At 64.7% G+C, this 13,024-nt stretch carries 11 protein-coding genes; 7 read left to right on the top strand and 4 right to left on the bottom strand.

Going from position 1 to position 13,024, the window contains the following annotated elements:
* Positions 1-9 precede the first annotated feature (9 nt).
* Positions 10-792, top strand: a complete 783-nt coding sequence (locus tag FJW05_RS13700; protein WP_246673414.1) for a restriction endonuclease — start codon at positions 10-12, stop codon at positions 790-792.
* 183 nt (positions 793-975) lie between these two features.
* Here the strand turns inward: FJW05_RS13700 and FJW05_RS13695 are convergent, their stop codons facing one another.
* Both FJW05_RS13695 and FJW05_RS13690 read right to left on the bottom strand, forming a co-directional pair.
* On the bottom strand, positions 976-1,428 hold the full coding sequence (locus FJW05_RS13695; protein WP_140633246.1) for a hypothetical protein: 453 nt from the start codon (positions 1,426-1,428) through the stop codon (positions 976-978).
* Positions 1,429-1,943: 515 nt separating this feature from the next.
* Complete coding sequence (locus tag FJW05_RS13690) at positions 1,944-2,216, bottom strand: DUF4242 domain-containing protein (RefSeq protein WP_095767571.1); 273 nt, start codon at positions 2,214-2,216, stop codon at positions 1,944-1,946.
* Between the two features lie 243 nt (positions 2,217-2,459).
* On the opposite strand from FJW05_RS13690, the gene FJW05_RS13685 reads away from it, so the two are divergent.
* Entirely contained in the window at positions 2,460-5,045 is a 2,586-nt protein-coding gene (locus tag FJW05_RS13685) for a LuxR family transcriptional regulator (protein WP_140632817.1), read from the top strand.
* A gap of 185 nt (positions 5,046-5,230) precedes the next feature.
* Here the strand turns inward: FJW05_RS13685 and secA are convergent, their stop codons facing one another.
* The gene (gene secA, locus FJW05_RS13680) at positions 5,231-7,963 is read right to left on the bottom strand and encodes a preprotein translocase subunit SecA (RefSeq protein WP_140632814.1); all 2,733 of its coding nucleotides are present in this window, start codon (positions 7,961-7,963) and stop codon (positions 5,231-5,233) included.
* Positions 7,964-8,226: 263 nt separating this feature from the next.
* On the opposite strand from secA, the gene FJW05_RS13675 reads away from it, so the two are divergent.
* The gene (locus FJW05_RS13675) at positions 8,227-9,153 is read left to right on the top strand and encodes a peptidylprolyl isomerase (RefSeq protein WP_140543566.1); all 927 of its coding nucleotides are present in this window, start codon (positions 8,227-8,229) and stop codon (positions 9,151-9,153) included.
* Between the two features lie 60 nt (positions 9,154-9,213).
* Here the strand turns inward: FJW05_RS13675 and FJW05_RS13670 are convergent, their stop codons facing one another.
* Entirely contained in the window at positions 9,214-9,807 is a 594-nt protein-coding gene (locus FJW05_RS13670) for a TetR/AcrR family transcriptional regulator (RefSeq protein WP_140632811.1), read from the bottom strand.
* Between the two features lie 192 nt (positions 9,808-9,999).
* On the opposite strand from FJW05_RS13670, the gene argJ reads away from it, so the two are divergent.
* The 4 genes from argJ (at position 10,000) to FJW05_RS13650 (ending at position 12,921) form a co-directional block, all read left to right on the top strand.
* A complete protein-coding gene (gene argJ, locus FJW05_RS13665) occupies positions 10,000-11,241 on the top strand; it encodes a bifunctional glutamate N-acetyltransferase/amino-acid acetyltransferase ArgJ (RefSeq protein WP_140632808.1) in 1,242 nt (413 codons plus the stop codon).
* Entirely contained in the window at positions 11,241-12,020 is a 780-nt protein-coding gene (locus tag FJW05_RS13660) for a GNAT family N-acetyltransferase (protein WP_176477018.1), read from the top strand. The genes argJ and FJW05_RS13660 overlap by 1 nt, the downstream gene beginning before the upstream one ends.
* Positions 12,017-12,439: a (deoxy)nucleoside triphosphate pyrophosphohydrolase gene (locus tag FJW05_RS13655; RefSeq protein WP_140632805.1), complete on the top strand. Its 423-nt coding sequence runs from the start codon at positions 12,017-12,019 to the stop codon at positions 12,437-12,439. Before FJW05_RS13660 ends, FJW05_RS13655 begins: the two co-directional genes overlap by 4 nt.
* Before the next feature lie 164 nt (positions 12,440-12,603).
* Entirely contained in the window at positions 12,604-12,921 is a 318-nt protein-coding gene (locus FJW05_RS13650; RefSeq protein ID WP_140632803.1) for a hypothetical protein, read from the top strand.
* Positions 12,922-13,024: the final 103 nt, after the last annotated feature.

Genomic DNA, 13,024 nt, shown 5'->3' with positions numbered 1-13,024 from the left:
TAGAACAACATGGACGCAATCGTTCCGCCGTTCGCAGAGTTCTTCGTACCGGTTCTTAAAGCACTGGACGCGCTCGGCGGTTCTGCTTCGATTGAAGAAATAGACGACAAGGCGGCCGTGCTCATGAATATCTCCGACGCGGCTCGGGCTGTGTTGGTTGGCGATGGGCCGAGATCGAAATTCGACTATCGCTGCGCCTGGGCGCGAAGCTGGCTGAAAAATGCCGGTCTCACCAACAATAGTGAGCGAGGAGTTTGGACCCTCACTGCGGAAGGTCGGGCCTCACTGTCTCTTGATCCGGAAGAGATCGTGCGGCGCGTGCGGCGAGCGGACGCGGTCTTACGCAAAGCGAAGGCCAGTGTGGCCCCCGAACGCGTGGAGGCTGAAGCGGAAGCGGCAGAAATTTCCTTGAGGGATTGGCGCGAGCAGTTGCTTGACGTTCTCCTGGCATTAAATCCTGTGGCCTTCGAGCGGCTGTGCCAGCGGCTTCTTCGAGAAGCGGGCTTCATCAAGGTCGAAGTGACCGGAAGAAGTGGCGATGGCGGCATCGATGGGACCGGTGTGCTGCGCGTGAACCTACTTTCATTTCACGTGCTTTTTCAGTGCAAGCGTTGGAAAGGATCGGTTGGTGCTGGTGTCGTTCGCGACTTCCGCGGCGCTATGGTAGGTCGCGCCGACAAGGGCCTGATAATCACCACCGGAACGTTCACAGCGGATGCGCGGCGCGAGGCTGTCCGCGACGGAGCGCCCGCTATCGATCTGATCGACGGTGACGGCTTTGCGATCTCCTGAAAGAGCAAAAAATTGGCGTACGAGTGAAGATGGTCGAGGAAGTGGCCGTGGATAAAGCCGCTTTCGAAGGAATCTAGGCAGCCTTCCCGCACAAATAGCCAATCGCAAACGCCGGCGCCGCCCCTCATCCGGCCCTTCGGGCCACCTTCTCCCCGTGAAACGGGGAGAAGGCTAGGGCGCTGCTTACATCCCCTTCATCGCGTCGCACGACGCGTTCGGGTTCATGTCGGCGAAGGCGCCGGTGGGGTTTTGCTTCCAGGCCCAGACATGCAGCTCGTAGAAGGGGCCGAGGCCGTAGCGGTTGGGCGCCGTGTCGAAGTTGAACAGATGGCCTTCGAGCGAGGCCGGGCCCTTCGCGGTGATGTATTCGACCGCGATCAGCTTCAGCGTGCCGTCGGCCATCGGCTCGTACATCACGGCTTCCGGCTTGGCGACGTCGACGGCGTCGTCCTTCAGATAGGCGGCGTTGACGTAGTGGATGCCCATGGCGCCGCCGGTGAGGCCGCTGGCGCAGGGGATCGGCGCGTAGCCTTCGGCTTTCGCCACCGCGACATCCTCGAAGCGGCTGTCGAGCGCCCGCACCTTTTCGGCGAGCGGATTGACGGTTTCGGCCGTGGCCGCGCCCGCCATCAGCATGATGATCGAGGCAGAAGCGCCGATGACGCATTTGATTAAGGTCTGAATGTTCATTTGTCTCTCCAATTGAGGCGCGCAAGCGGCGGCAGTCGGCCGGTAAGCCAACTCCGAACGCCGGCGGCGCCTGTCGGTAAAAGGGATGGTCTAATCCCGACCAGAGCGGTTCACCGAACGAACCGCTCCAAGTCATTGCTTTGCGCAATTCCGGACGGAAAACCGCTGCGCAGTCTTCCTGGAATTGCCCGGTGCGGGATCAGCTGTGATGCCACCAATATTCCCAGTACTCGCGCGGGGTTTCCCGCTCATGCAGGCCGATGTCGCGTCTCAGGTAGTCGTCCTGCAGCGGCAGAAAGCGTCGCCGGTTTCGCAGGGGCGAAAGCAACGCCGACACAGCCCGTCGCATGAAGCTGCGACGTGACGGGACGATGTCCGCCGCGGCGGATACAGCCTCGTCCTCTGGCACGGCGTCAGGTCCGCCGGCGACGGGTATGGTCTGCCCGACATGGTCTGCCCGATCAGCGATAAAAGTAGGGGTCGAGGACCCGGACCTCCGTGATCTTGTCGACGGGAAGCGAATTCTTCTGCGCGGTGCTGCGGATCGCCTCCGGCGAGGGCGCATCGTAAATGCAGAAGCTCTTGCTCTTGTCCGGCGAGACGAAGGATTGCACCCAGGTGACGCCTTTCTCGGCATTGCGGGCGATGACGCCGCCCATCGCAGTTGCGCCGGCATCGTTCATCGGCACGTGAAGCCCATCGGGGAAGGTACGTTCAATCAGGTAACGAGGCACGATCGGTTTCCTTTCATTGGTGAATTGCGCTCGGTTCAAGCGCGACCCAGCAGAAATCACCTTCGCGGCAGGCGCGCATCGGAGCCATTCCCCATATTGGCCGGGACGAATCCCTATCTTTGCGACGTTTTATGTGGAAGATGGCACCTCAATGTGTGGAAAGTCACATTGTCGCGCCGTTTCCCATTCTATCGCGGCGGCGGTCCGCCACGATGGAAATTCGGATTTGGCGAGAGAGTGACAATGCTTCTGGAACGGCAGACGCAGCTGCAGCAAATGGATGCCTTGCTGGCGGATGCAACAGGCGGGCGCGGCCGCGTCGTGGTCCTGTCGGGAGAAGCCGGCGCCGGCAAGACGGCGCTGGCCGAGGCGTTCGCGAGCCGCTTGGGCAAGGGTCTGACCGTGCTTCGCAGCGCCTGCGAGGACCTCTCCATTCCCGATCCCCTGGGGCCGCTTTACGATCTGGCGCGCGAGGCGCAGTGGGAGGCGCCGCGCGCGATCGACGACCGCGAGGTGCAGCGGCTGCCATTGTTTTCCGAGGCGCTCGACGTCTTCGAAGCGAAAGGTCCTTGCCTGCTCGTCATCGAGGACCTGCACTGGGCCGATGACGCGACGCTCGATTTCGTGCGTTTCTTCGGCCGGCGCATTGCAAACACGCACATCCTGCTTGTGATCACGGCGCGCACCGACCGCAGCGAAGGACAGATGCGCGTGCGCCGGGCGCTCGGCGAGATACCGGCCGGCAACATCCAACGCATAGAAGTGCCGCTGCTCAGCGAAAGCGCGGTGCGCTCGCTCGCCGCGGCGGCCGAGCGCGACGGCGACGCGATCTACCGCACAACGGCGGGCAACGCCTTCTTCGTCACCGAGCTGCTCGCCGCCGCAGTCGATGGCGCGTTGCCGGCGAGCGTCCGCGACGCCGTGCTGGCGCGCGCCGAAAGATTGTCGCCCGGCGCTCGCTCGATGCTCGACGCGGTCTCGGTGTTTCCGCGCCGCGCCGATGCCTGGGCGCTGAGCGGCCTTTGCGGCATCGCCGCCGCCGGCCAGCTCGCCGAATGCGTCGCCAACGGCCTGCTCGAGGATTTCGGCGATGGCTATGCTTTCCGGCACGAGATCGCCCGCACGGCCATCGAGATGGCGCTGACGCCCAGCAAACGACGCGAGTACAATGAGCGCGCGCTGGCGGCGTTACGGGAAAATCCGCAAGTCGCCACCGCAAGGCTGGTGCATCATGCCGTGGAAGCGCAAAGCCTGGACATGGTGCGCGAGCTGGCGCCGGTTGCCGCGCGCGAGGCATCCCGCGTCGGCGCGCATCGCGATGCGGCAGGCTATTACGAGGTCGCGCTGCGCTATGCGGATATCCTGCCGATCGAAAAACGGGCTGAACTTTACGAAGGGCATGCCTTCGAGTGCCACCTGATCGGCCGCGTCGAGGCGGCGATGGAAGCGCAGGGCCGGGCGCGCCAGCTGCGCCAGGCGCTGGGCGACCGGCTCAAGGAAGGCGACAGCCTCAGGTGCCTGTCGCGCTTTGCCTATCTGCTCGGCGATCGCGAGGCAGCGGACCGTTTCGGAGAGCAAGCCGTGGAGCTTCTGGAGACCGCGCCCGACAGCGCCGAGCTGGCGATGGCTTATTCGAACCTCTCGCAACTGGCGATGCTGGCCGAGCGGCTCGGGGACGCGCTTTCGCTCGGCGGCAAGGCGGTCGAGCTGGCGGAGCGGCTCAACCGCGCGGACATTCTCTGTCATGCGCTGAACAATGTCGGCGCCGCCGGACAATGGCTGGATTTTGTCAAGGGGCGGCGCGATCTCGCCCGCAGCCTTGGGATTGCGCTGTCGGGCAACTACCAGGAGCATGCGGCGCGCGCCTTCACGAATTGCGCCTGCGTCGAGATGAACAGGCTCAACTTCAAGGAGGCGGCGTCGTTCCTGGATCGCGGCATCGGCTATTGCGTCGAGAACGATCTCGCGACATGGCGCGACTACATGCGCGGCGTGCAGGCGCAGCTTTTGCTTCGCCGCGGCTTGTGGAACGACGCCGCGACAATGGCGCATGAGGTTGTCGACGACGACGCAACGACGCCGCTGGTGCGCTATCCGTCGCTGGTGGCGCTGGCACGATTGCGCATCCGCCGCGGCGACCCGTCGGCCGAGCCGATCGTCGAAGAGATGAGGCGGTTCCTGGACAAGGGCATGGAGCTGCAGCGCCTGGTGGCGTTTGCCCAGGTGCTGGCCGAATCGGCCTGGCTTGGACAAGCCGACAGGCAGGAAGCCTTGCGCCTGATCGCGGTTGCCGAAAATCTCGCGCCGACGCCGGCCGTGTTCGGCGAACTTGCCACTTGGCGGGAACTGTTGTCGCCGGGGTGCGAACCCGGCGACACGGACGGCATGGCGGAGCCGCACCGCCTGCAACTGACGGGCGACTGGCGCGCCGCCGCCAGGCTATGGGCCGAAATGGGGGCGCCTTTCGAACAGGCAATGGCCTTGCTGCTCGGCGACGAAGCGGCGCAGCGCGAGGCGCTCGCCATCTTCGAGGACCTTGGCGCGAGGGCGGTCGCGCAGCAGGCGCGCAGCCTTATGCGGGAAAGCGGCGTCAGTCACATCGCGAGAGGGCCGCGACAGGCGACGCGCGCCAACCAGGCCGGCCTCACGCAGCGCCAGATGGAAGTCCTGGAACTTCTCGAGCGAGGCTTTTCCAACAAGAAGATCGCCGCGCATCTGACCATTTCGCCCAAGACGGTCGATCACCACGTCTCGGCCGTGCTGGAGAAGCTGGAAGTCATCTCGCGCGGCGAGGCGGCGGCCGCGGCGCGCGCGTCGGGTCTGGTGTGAGGCTTGTTTTCCGCGCCTGAAGGAAACCGCCGGCCCCAGTGCTGCCCCTCATCCGCCCTTCGGGCACCAGCCGGCCCTTCGCTATGGCTCCGGGCGTTCGTCGTTCGAAAAGCCAAGCAATTGGCTTTTCGTCCGCTGCGCGGACCACTCCTCAACCCCGCAGAACGGGGAGAAGGAAATAGGCGTCAGGCGAACGTGCCGTGGCAGTGCTTGTACTTCTTGCCGGAGCCGCAGGGGCAGAGCTCGTTGCGGCCGACCTTGCCCCAGCTCGCGGGGTTCTTCGGATCGCGGTTTTCCGGCGCGACGACGGCGTTGGTGTCCTGACGCACCAGAAGCGCGGTCTCGCCGCCCTGGAAATCATCCTCGCCGGTGGAGCCGTCGATATGGCTGCCGAACATCTCGGGCGCTTCAGGCGGCGGCGCATCGGCCGCCTGGCGCACCAGCTCGACGCGCATCAGCTGCGCGGTGACGGCCTGCTCCAGATTGCCGAGCATGGCCTGGAACAGCTCGAAGGCCTCGCTCTTGTATTCCTGCAGCGGGTCGCGCTGGGCGTAGCCGCGGAAGCCGACGACCGAGCGCAGATGGTCGAGATTGACGATGTGCTCGCGCCACAGATGGTCGAGCGTCTGCAGCACCACCGAGCGTTCGACATAGTTCATCACATCGGGGCCGAAGCGGTCGGCGCGCTCCTTGGCGGCGGCGTTGGCGGCGGCCGTGATGCGCTCGCGAATGTCGTCCTCGGCGATGCCTTCTTCCTTGACCCATTCCTCGACCGGCAGGTCGAGGTTGAGGTATTGCGCCACTTCCTCCTTGAGGCCGGCGACATTCCACTGCTCGGCATAGGCGTTTTCGGGGATGTTCTTGGCGACGATCTCTTCGATGACGCCTTCGCGCATCTCGGCAATGGTTTCGGCGAGACCTTCTCCGTCCATCAGCTCGATGCGCCGCTGGAACACCGCCTTGCGCTGGTCGTTGGCAACGTCGTCATATTTCAGGAGGTTCTTGCGGATGTCGAAGTTGCGCGCCTCGACCTTCTTCTGCGCCTTTTCCAGCGCCTTGTTGATCCAGGGATGGATGATTGCCTCGTCTTCCTTGAGGCCGAGCTTCTGCAGCATGCCGTCCATGCGCTCGGAGCCGAAGATGCGCATCAGATCGTCCTGCAGCGACAGGAAGAATTTCGAGCGGCCGGGATCGCCCTGTCTTCCTGAACGACCTCTAAGCTGGTTGTCGATGCGGCGCGATTCGTGGCGTTCGGTAGCCAGAACATAGAGGCCGCCGGCGGCCAGCGCCTTTTCCTTCAATCGCTCGATGTCGGCGTGGATTTCCCTTTCCCTGGCCTCGCGCTCGGGGCCCTCGGGCATGTCGCCAAGTTCCTCGGCGATGCGCATCTCGGCATTGCCGCCGAGTTTGATGTCGGTGCCGCGGCCGGCCATGTTGGTGGCGATGGTGATGGCGCCGGGCTTGCCGGCCTGGGCGACGATGGCCGCCTCACGCTCGTGGTGACGGGCGTTCAGCACTTCGAAGTCCTTGAAGCCGTCCTTGCGCAGGCGCTCGGCCAGCTGCTCGGATTTCTCGATCGAGGTGGTGCCGACCAGCGTCGGCTGGCCTTTGGCGCTGGCTTCGCGGATTTCCCTGACGATCGCCTTGTACTTCTCCTCGACCGTCCGGTAGACCTCATCGTCCTCATCCTTGCGGATGACCGGCAGGTTGGTCGGGATTTCGGTGACCTCGAGGCCGTAGATGTTGCCGAATTCCTCCGCCTCGGTCAGCGCCGTGCCGGTCATGCCGGAGAGCTTCTTGTAGAGGCGGAAATAGTTCTGGAAGGTGACGGAGGCCAGCGTCTGGTTCTCGGGCTGGATCTGTACATGTTCTTTGGCTTCGAGCGCCTGGTGCAGGCCTTCCGAATAGCGGCGGCCTGGCATCATGCGGCCGGTGAACTCGTCGATGATGACGATCTCGCCGTTGCGCACGATGTAGTCCCTGTCCTTCTGGAACAGCAGATGCGCCTTCAGCGCGTTGTTGACGTGATGGACGATGGCGACATTCTCGACGTCGTAGAGCGACTCGCCTTTCAACAGGCCGGCGTCGCGCAGCATGTTTTCCAGCTTCTCGGTGCCGTCCTCGGTGAAGATCGTCGTCTTCTGCTTCTCGTCGACCTCATAGTCGGCCGGGCCGAGCTTCAGCATGAAGGCGTCGATGGTGTTGTACATTTCCGAGCGGTCTTCGAGCGGACCGGAAATGATCAGCGGCGTGCGCGCTTCGTCGACCAGGATGGAATCGACCTCGTCGACGATGGCATAGGAATGACCGCGCTGCACCATTTGCGCGCGCTCATACTTCATGTTGTCGCGAAGATAGTCGAAACCGAGCTCGTTGTTGGTGGCATAGGTGACGTCGGCGGCGTAGGCGACGCGGCGCTCCTCGTCGGACAGGCCGTGGACGATGACGCCGACGCTGAGGCCGAGGAACTTGTAGACCCGGCCCATCCATTCGGAGTCGCGGGTGGCGAGATAATCGTTGACGGTGACGACGTGGACGCCCTTGTCGGCAAGGGCGTTGAGATAGACCGGCAGAGTGGCGACCAGCGTCTTGCCCTCGCCGGTGCGCATCTCGGCGATGCCGCCATTGTGCAGCACCATGCCACCGATCAATTGCACGTCAAAGGGACGCATGCCAAGCACGCGGCGGGCCGCCTCGCGCACCGTGGCGAAGGCCGGAACCAGGAGATCGTCGAGCGCAGCGCCGTTGGCGAGATCCTGGCGGAACTTTTCCGTGCGCCCCGCAAGCTCGGCATCGGAAAGCGCCCGCATCTCGTTTTCCATGGCGTTGATGGCTTCGACCCTTGGCCGGGTCGACTTGACCCGGCGGTCGTTGGAAGAACCGAAAACCTTACGGGCGAGACCGCCGAGACTGACCATCCAATGGTCCTTTCGATAGCAATTTAGCCGTTTGCGACAGGCACCTGGCGGGCCCATCAAATCCGCGTGAGTGCGGACAAACGCAAAAAGCGCCCGGAAAACGGTTCTGGACGCCAAGTCGTTGGACAGATAAGAGGGGGCTCAATCGATGTCAACGCCGCGTTAGCCCTATCGGCAGCGCCAAATTCCGCCACAATTCGACTGATCTGGAACCCTTCCGCTCACGCGATCCTTATTGGCAATCCCCATTGGAGTTTATCTTGATGTCCCTGTCGATCCGCCGCGCCTCGCTCGCCAGCCTCGGTCTGGCCTTCGGGCTCTCGGCTCTTTGCCTGTCGCCGCTGATGGCGCAGGAGACCAAGCCCGCCCAGCCGGACGCCACGGCGCCCGCGGCAGCTCCGGCTGCTCCGGTCGATCCCAATGCCGTGATCGCCACCGTCAATGGCGAGACGCTGACCGAGGCCGATCTTCGGCTCGCCGAAGGCGAACTGTCGCAGCAGTTCGCGCAACTGCCGCCTGAGCAGCGTCGCGCGGCGGCCCTCTCGGCGGCGATCGAAATCCGCGTCATGGCCAAGAAGGCCGTCGACAGCGGCCTCGACAAGGACGCCGACTTCCAGCGCCGCATGGCTTTCCTGCAGGCGCGAGCCCTGCATGGCGAGGTCGTCGAGAAGGAAGTGGTCGACAAGGTGACGGACGCCGAAGTGCGCGCCCGCTATGACCAGGAGATCGCCAACACGCCGCCGGTAAACGAAATCCATGCCCGTCACATCCTCGTGAAGACGAAGGAAGAGGCCGAGGCGATCATCAAGCAGCTCGACGGCGGCGCCGATTTCCAGAAGCTCGCCAACGAACACACCAGCGACCCGAGCGGCAAGACCAGCGGCGGCGATCTCGGCTGGTTCGGCCCGGGGCAGATGGTGCCGGAATTCGACAAGGCGGCGTTCGCGCTCGACGTCGGCAAATATTCGAAGGAGCCGGTGCAGTCGCAGTTCGGCTGGCACGTCATCAAGGTCGAGGACAAGCGCGCCAAGCAGCCGCCGGCCTTCGACGACGTCAAGGACCAGGCCAAGCAGGCGGTGATCCGCGACAAGTATTTTGCCATGGTCAAGGAGCTGCGCGCGGCCGCCAAGGTCGATATTCCGGACGAGAAGCTCAAGAAGGATGTCGACACGCTGGAAGCCGGCAAGTAGTCCGCTTGCGGCTGGATGTTCTGAAAGGGCGCCTTGGGGCGCCCTTTTAGCATTCGGGGGTCAAGCGTTCATTATGCCCCGCGTGATGTAGCGTATGGCGACGCGGATCGCCGCCTCGTCCTCGTCGAGCCGTTCGGTCAAAAGATGCCGCCAGGCGAAGGAAGCGATCAGGTCGGCGACGATACCGGCATCGACGTCGGCCGCCACCTCGCCGCGCGCCTTGGCGCGCTCGATCATCCGGCCGGTATGGCTGCGGCGTCCTTTTGAATATTCGGCAAGCGCGGCCGCGGCCGTCTCGTCCGACTGCGCCTCTGCGATCAGCGAGCGGAAGATGTTGCCCGACGGGGTGTCGCGCCAATGCGCGAACAGATTCTCGAGGAAGCCGGCCAGATCGTCCTCGATGTTTCCGGTGTCGGGCGTCTCGACGCGCTTCTGCCGCTGGTAGATCTCGATCAGCAGGGCCGCCTTGCTCGGCCACCAGCGATAGATGGTCGGCTTTCCCGCCCGCGCCCGCCGGGCGACGGCCTCGATCGAGAAGCCGGCATAGCCCGCCTCGCGCAACACCGCCTCGGCGGCGTTGAGGATGGCATCGGCGCTCTCGGGACTGCGTTTTGCGCCGATCGACTTGCGCCCGCGAGCAGCGGCTTCGCCCATCGAGGTCTTCCTTGGCCGGTGAATCTGCAGCAGATCATATTGGCTTCGGCGACGAAACGAAACGACGTGTTTCCAATTGCAAGGCCGCCGGCCAAGCCGGGCAGGGCGCGGCCAGAACGCCTCTTGCGCCGGCGCGCGCTATCGGGCAAACCGGCTTCCTTCCTTTCGTGTTCTTGCCGCTCCGGGATACCGATGTCTGCTACGATTTCGCCGCTCGCACCGAAGAAATATCCAAAGATGCCGGTCATCGAGGGTGTGCGCATCGCGACCGCCGAAGCCGGCATCAAGTATCGCAACAGAACCGACCTGCTGGCCATGGCCTTCGATCCGGGCACGGCTGTCGCCGGGGTGTTCACCAGGTCGAAATGCCCGTCGGCGCCGGTCGACTTCTGCCGCCAGAACCTGCCCGCCGGAAAGGCGCGTGTCCTGGTGGTCAATTCCGGCAATGCCAACGCCTTCACGGGCAAGAAGGGCCAGGCTTCGACCGCGCTGACCGGCGAGGCGGCGGCGAAGGCCGCCGGATGCTCCGAGAGCGAGGTGTTCCTGGCCTCGACCGGCGTCATCGGCGAGCCGCTCGACACGACCAGGTTCAGCCATCTGCTCGCCGGCCTGGTCAAGGACGGCAGGCCGGATCAGTGGACCGAGGCGGCCAAGGCGATCATGACCACGGACACCTATCCGAAGGTGGCGACGGCGACGGTCAGGCTCGGCGACACCGACGTCACCATCAACGGCATCGCCAAGGGCGCCGGCATGATCGCGCCCGACATGGCGACGATGCTCTCCTTCATCGCCACCGACGCGCCGATCGCAGCTCCCGTGCTGCAGGACCTGCTGTCGCGCGGCACGGCCAAGACCTTCAATGCGGTGACCGTCGACAGCGACACCTCGACCAGCGACACGCTGCTTTTCTTCGCCACCGGCAAGGCCGCAGCGCGCGGCGCGCCGGCGATCGGCGATCCCAAGGACGCGCGGCTCGGCGCCTTCCGCCGGGCGCTCGGCAAGGTGCTGAAGTCGCTGGCGCTGCAGGTGGTGCGCGACGGCGAGGGCGCGCGCAAGCAGGTCGAGGTCACCGTCACCGGCGCGAAGTCCGCCCGCTCGGCCAAGCGCATCGCGCTCTCGATCGCCAACTCGCCTCTGGTCAAGACGGCGGTCGCCGGCGAGGACGCCAATTGGGGCCGCGTGGTCATGGCCGTCGGCAAGGCCGGCGAGCCGGCCGACCGCGACCGGCTGTCGATCTGGTTCGGCGACAACCGCCTGGCGCATGAGGGCGAGCGCGATCCGGCCTATTCGGAGGAAGCGACCTCGGCCTATATGAAGCGCGACGATATCCGCATCCGCGCCGATCTCGGCATCGGCCGCGGCAAGGCGACGGTGTGGACCTGCGACCTCACCAAGGAATATGTCGCCATCAATGGCGATTACCGGAGCTGATGGCGCCGGTGTCGAGGCATCCGGCAAGCGTGCTCGCGGTCGTGCGTCGCTACGAGGCGGCGGGTTTTCGCGCCTGGCCGGCGGCCGCCGTCCATTATGACGGGACATGGGTGGTGCGGCTGACCGCAGGTCTCCCCGCCAAGCGCCTCAACTCGGTCAATCCGCTCGATCCAGGCGACACGCACGCCATCGAAGAGCGCATCGGCCGCGCCGCAAGACGCTTCGACGCCTATGGCAGGCCGCTGACCTTTCGCATGTCGCCGCTGTCGGGACAGGTCTTGTCCACGCATCTCGACAAGGCCGGCTGGAACATGTTCGACGAATCCCTGGTGATGCGGCTGCCGCTGAAAGAGGTCGAGCTTGGCGCGGCCATGGACCAGATTCCGCTCAAAGACATCAGCCGTTTCATCGGCGCCTCGCTGAGGACGAGCGGCTCGGACGCCTCGCTGCGGCCCGGCCTGTCCGAGGTCATCGGCGCCATCCAGCCGGAAGCGGGGCTGTTCGCGCTCGAGGACGGCAACGAGCCGCTGGCGACGCTGATCTGCGTTCATGACGGCGATCTCGCGGGTCTGTTCGAGGTCGCCACCGAAAAGTCGGCGCGCAAGAAGGGCCATGGCCGCAATCTCATCCTGTCGGCGCTGAAATGGGCAAGGCTGCGCGGCGCGCGCGAGGCCTGGCTGCAGGTCGAGGCCGGCAATCTGCCGGCGCTCTCGCTCTACCGGTCGCTCGGCTTCGAGGAAGTCTATCGCTACCACTATCGACGGCCGCCGGGCGCATGAGCGAGGTCAAGCCGGCCGGAAAGCGACTGCTGCTGGTGGCCGCCTGCGCGCTGGTCGATGCCGACCGGCGTGTGCTTCTGGCGCAGCGCCCGGAAGGCAAGCAGCTTGCCGGCCTGTGGGAGTTTCCAGGCGGCAAGGTCGAGCGCGGCGAGACGCCGGAGGAGTGCCTGGTGCGCGAATTGCATGAGGAGCTCGGCATCGAGACCGAGATTCCGTGCCTGGCGCCGCTCACCTTCGCCAGCCACTCCTATGACGATTTCCATCTCCTGATGCCGCTCTATGTCTGCCGCCGCTTTCGCGGGATCGCGCAGCCCAGGGAAGGACAAGGGCTCAAATGGGTCAGACCGCGGCAGATGCGCGACTATCCGATGCCGCCGGCCGACGCGCCGCTGATCCAGTTCCTCATCGATCTTTTGTAGTTTCGCGCCGACCTGGCAGCAGGTCACCGTTTCCGGACGGCGGAGGGTTTCCGCACGTTTCCGGGAGTTGGTTTAGCCAGCGTTAATGGAAGATTTATCTCGACGTGAAAAATTGCGCGAGGCCGTTTCGCGCGGCGATATCGTCGATGACTGGGAAACACGGCATGAGCCTTGAAAGAGACTGGGATTCGATCCGGCCCGACCGGGGGTTTCGCGCGGTGGATGCCGGCATGGGCATCCTGCGGATCACGCTTCTCTTCGGCTCGGCGGCGGTGGCGCTGGCGCTGATCGCAACGCCTTTCCTGGACAACCAGACCCGGCCGCAGAGCGCTCGCGACGGCTTCGCGGGCGGGCTCGACATGACCGCGACCGGATCGATCGGCCATCGGAATACATATACGGTGCGCCGCAGCGTGCTGCAGCCCTTTCCCAGTTCAATCTGCGTCATCCGCAATGACGGCAGCCGCAGCGGCGAGTGCTGACTTGGTTAATGATTTTCCGGCGCGGCGGCGTTTCACTCGCTGTTAAGCTTTTACCGTTAACCTTTCTTAACGGGTAGGACATTAGAGTTTCTGCATGAGGGAC

This window comes from Mesorhizobium sp. B2-9-1, from assembly GCF_006439455.1.
Classification (GTDB): domain Bacteria; phylum Pseudomonadota; class Alphaproteobacteria; order Rhizobiales; family Rhizobiaceae; genus Mesorhizobium.
This window is presented reverse-complemented; position numbering and strand designations above follow the sequence as displayed.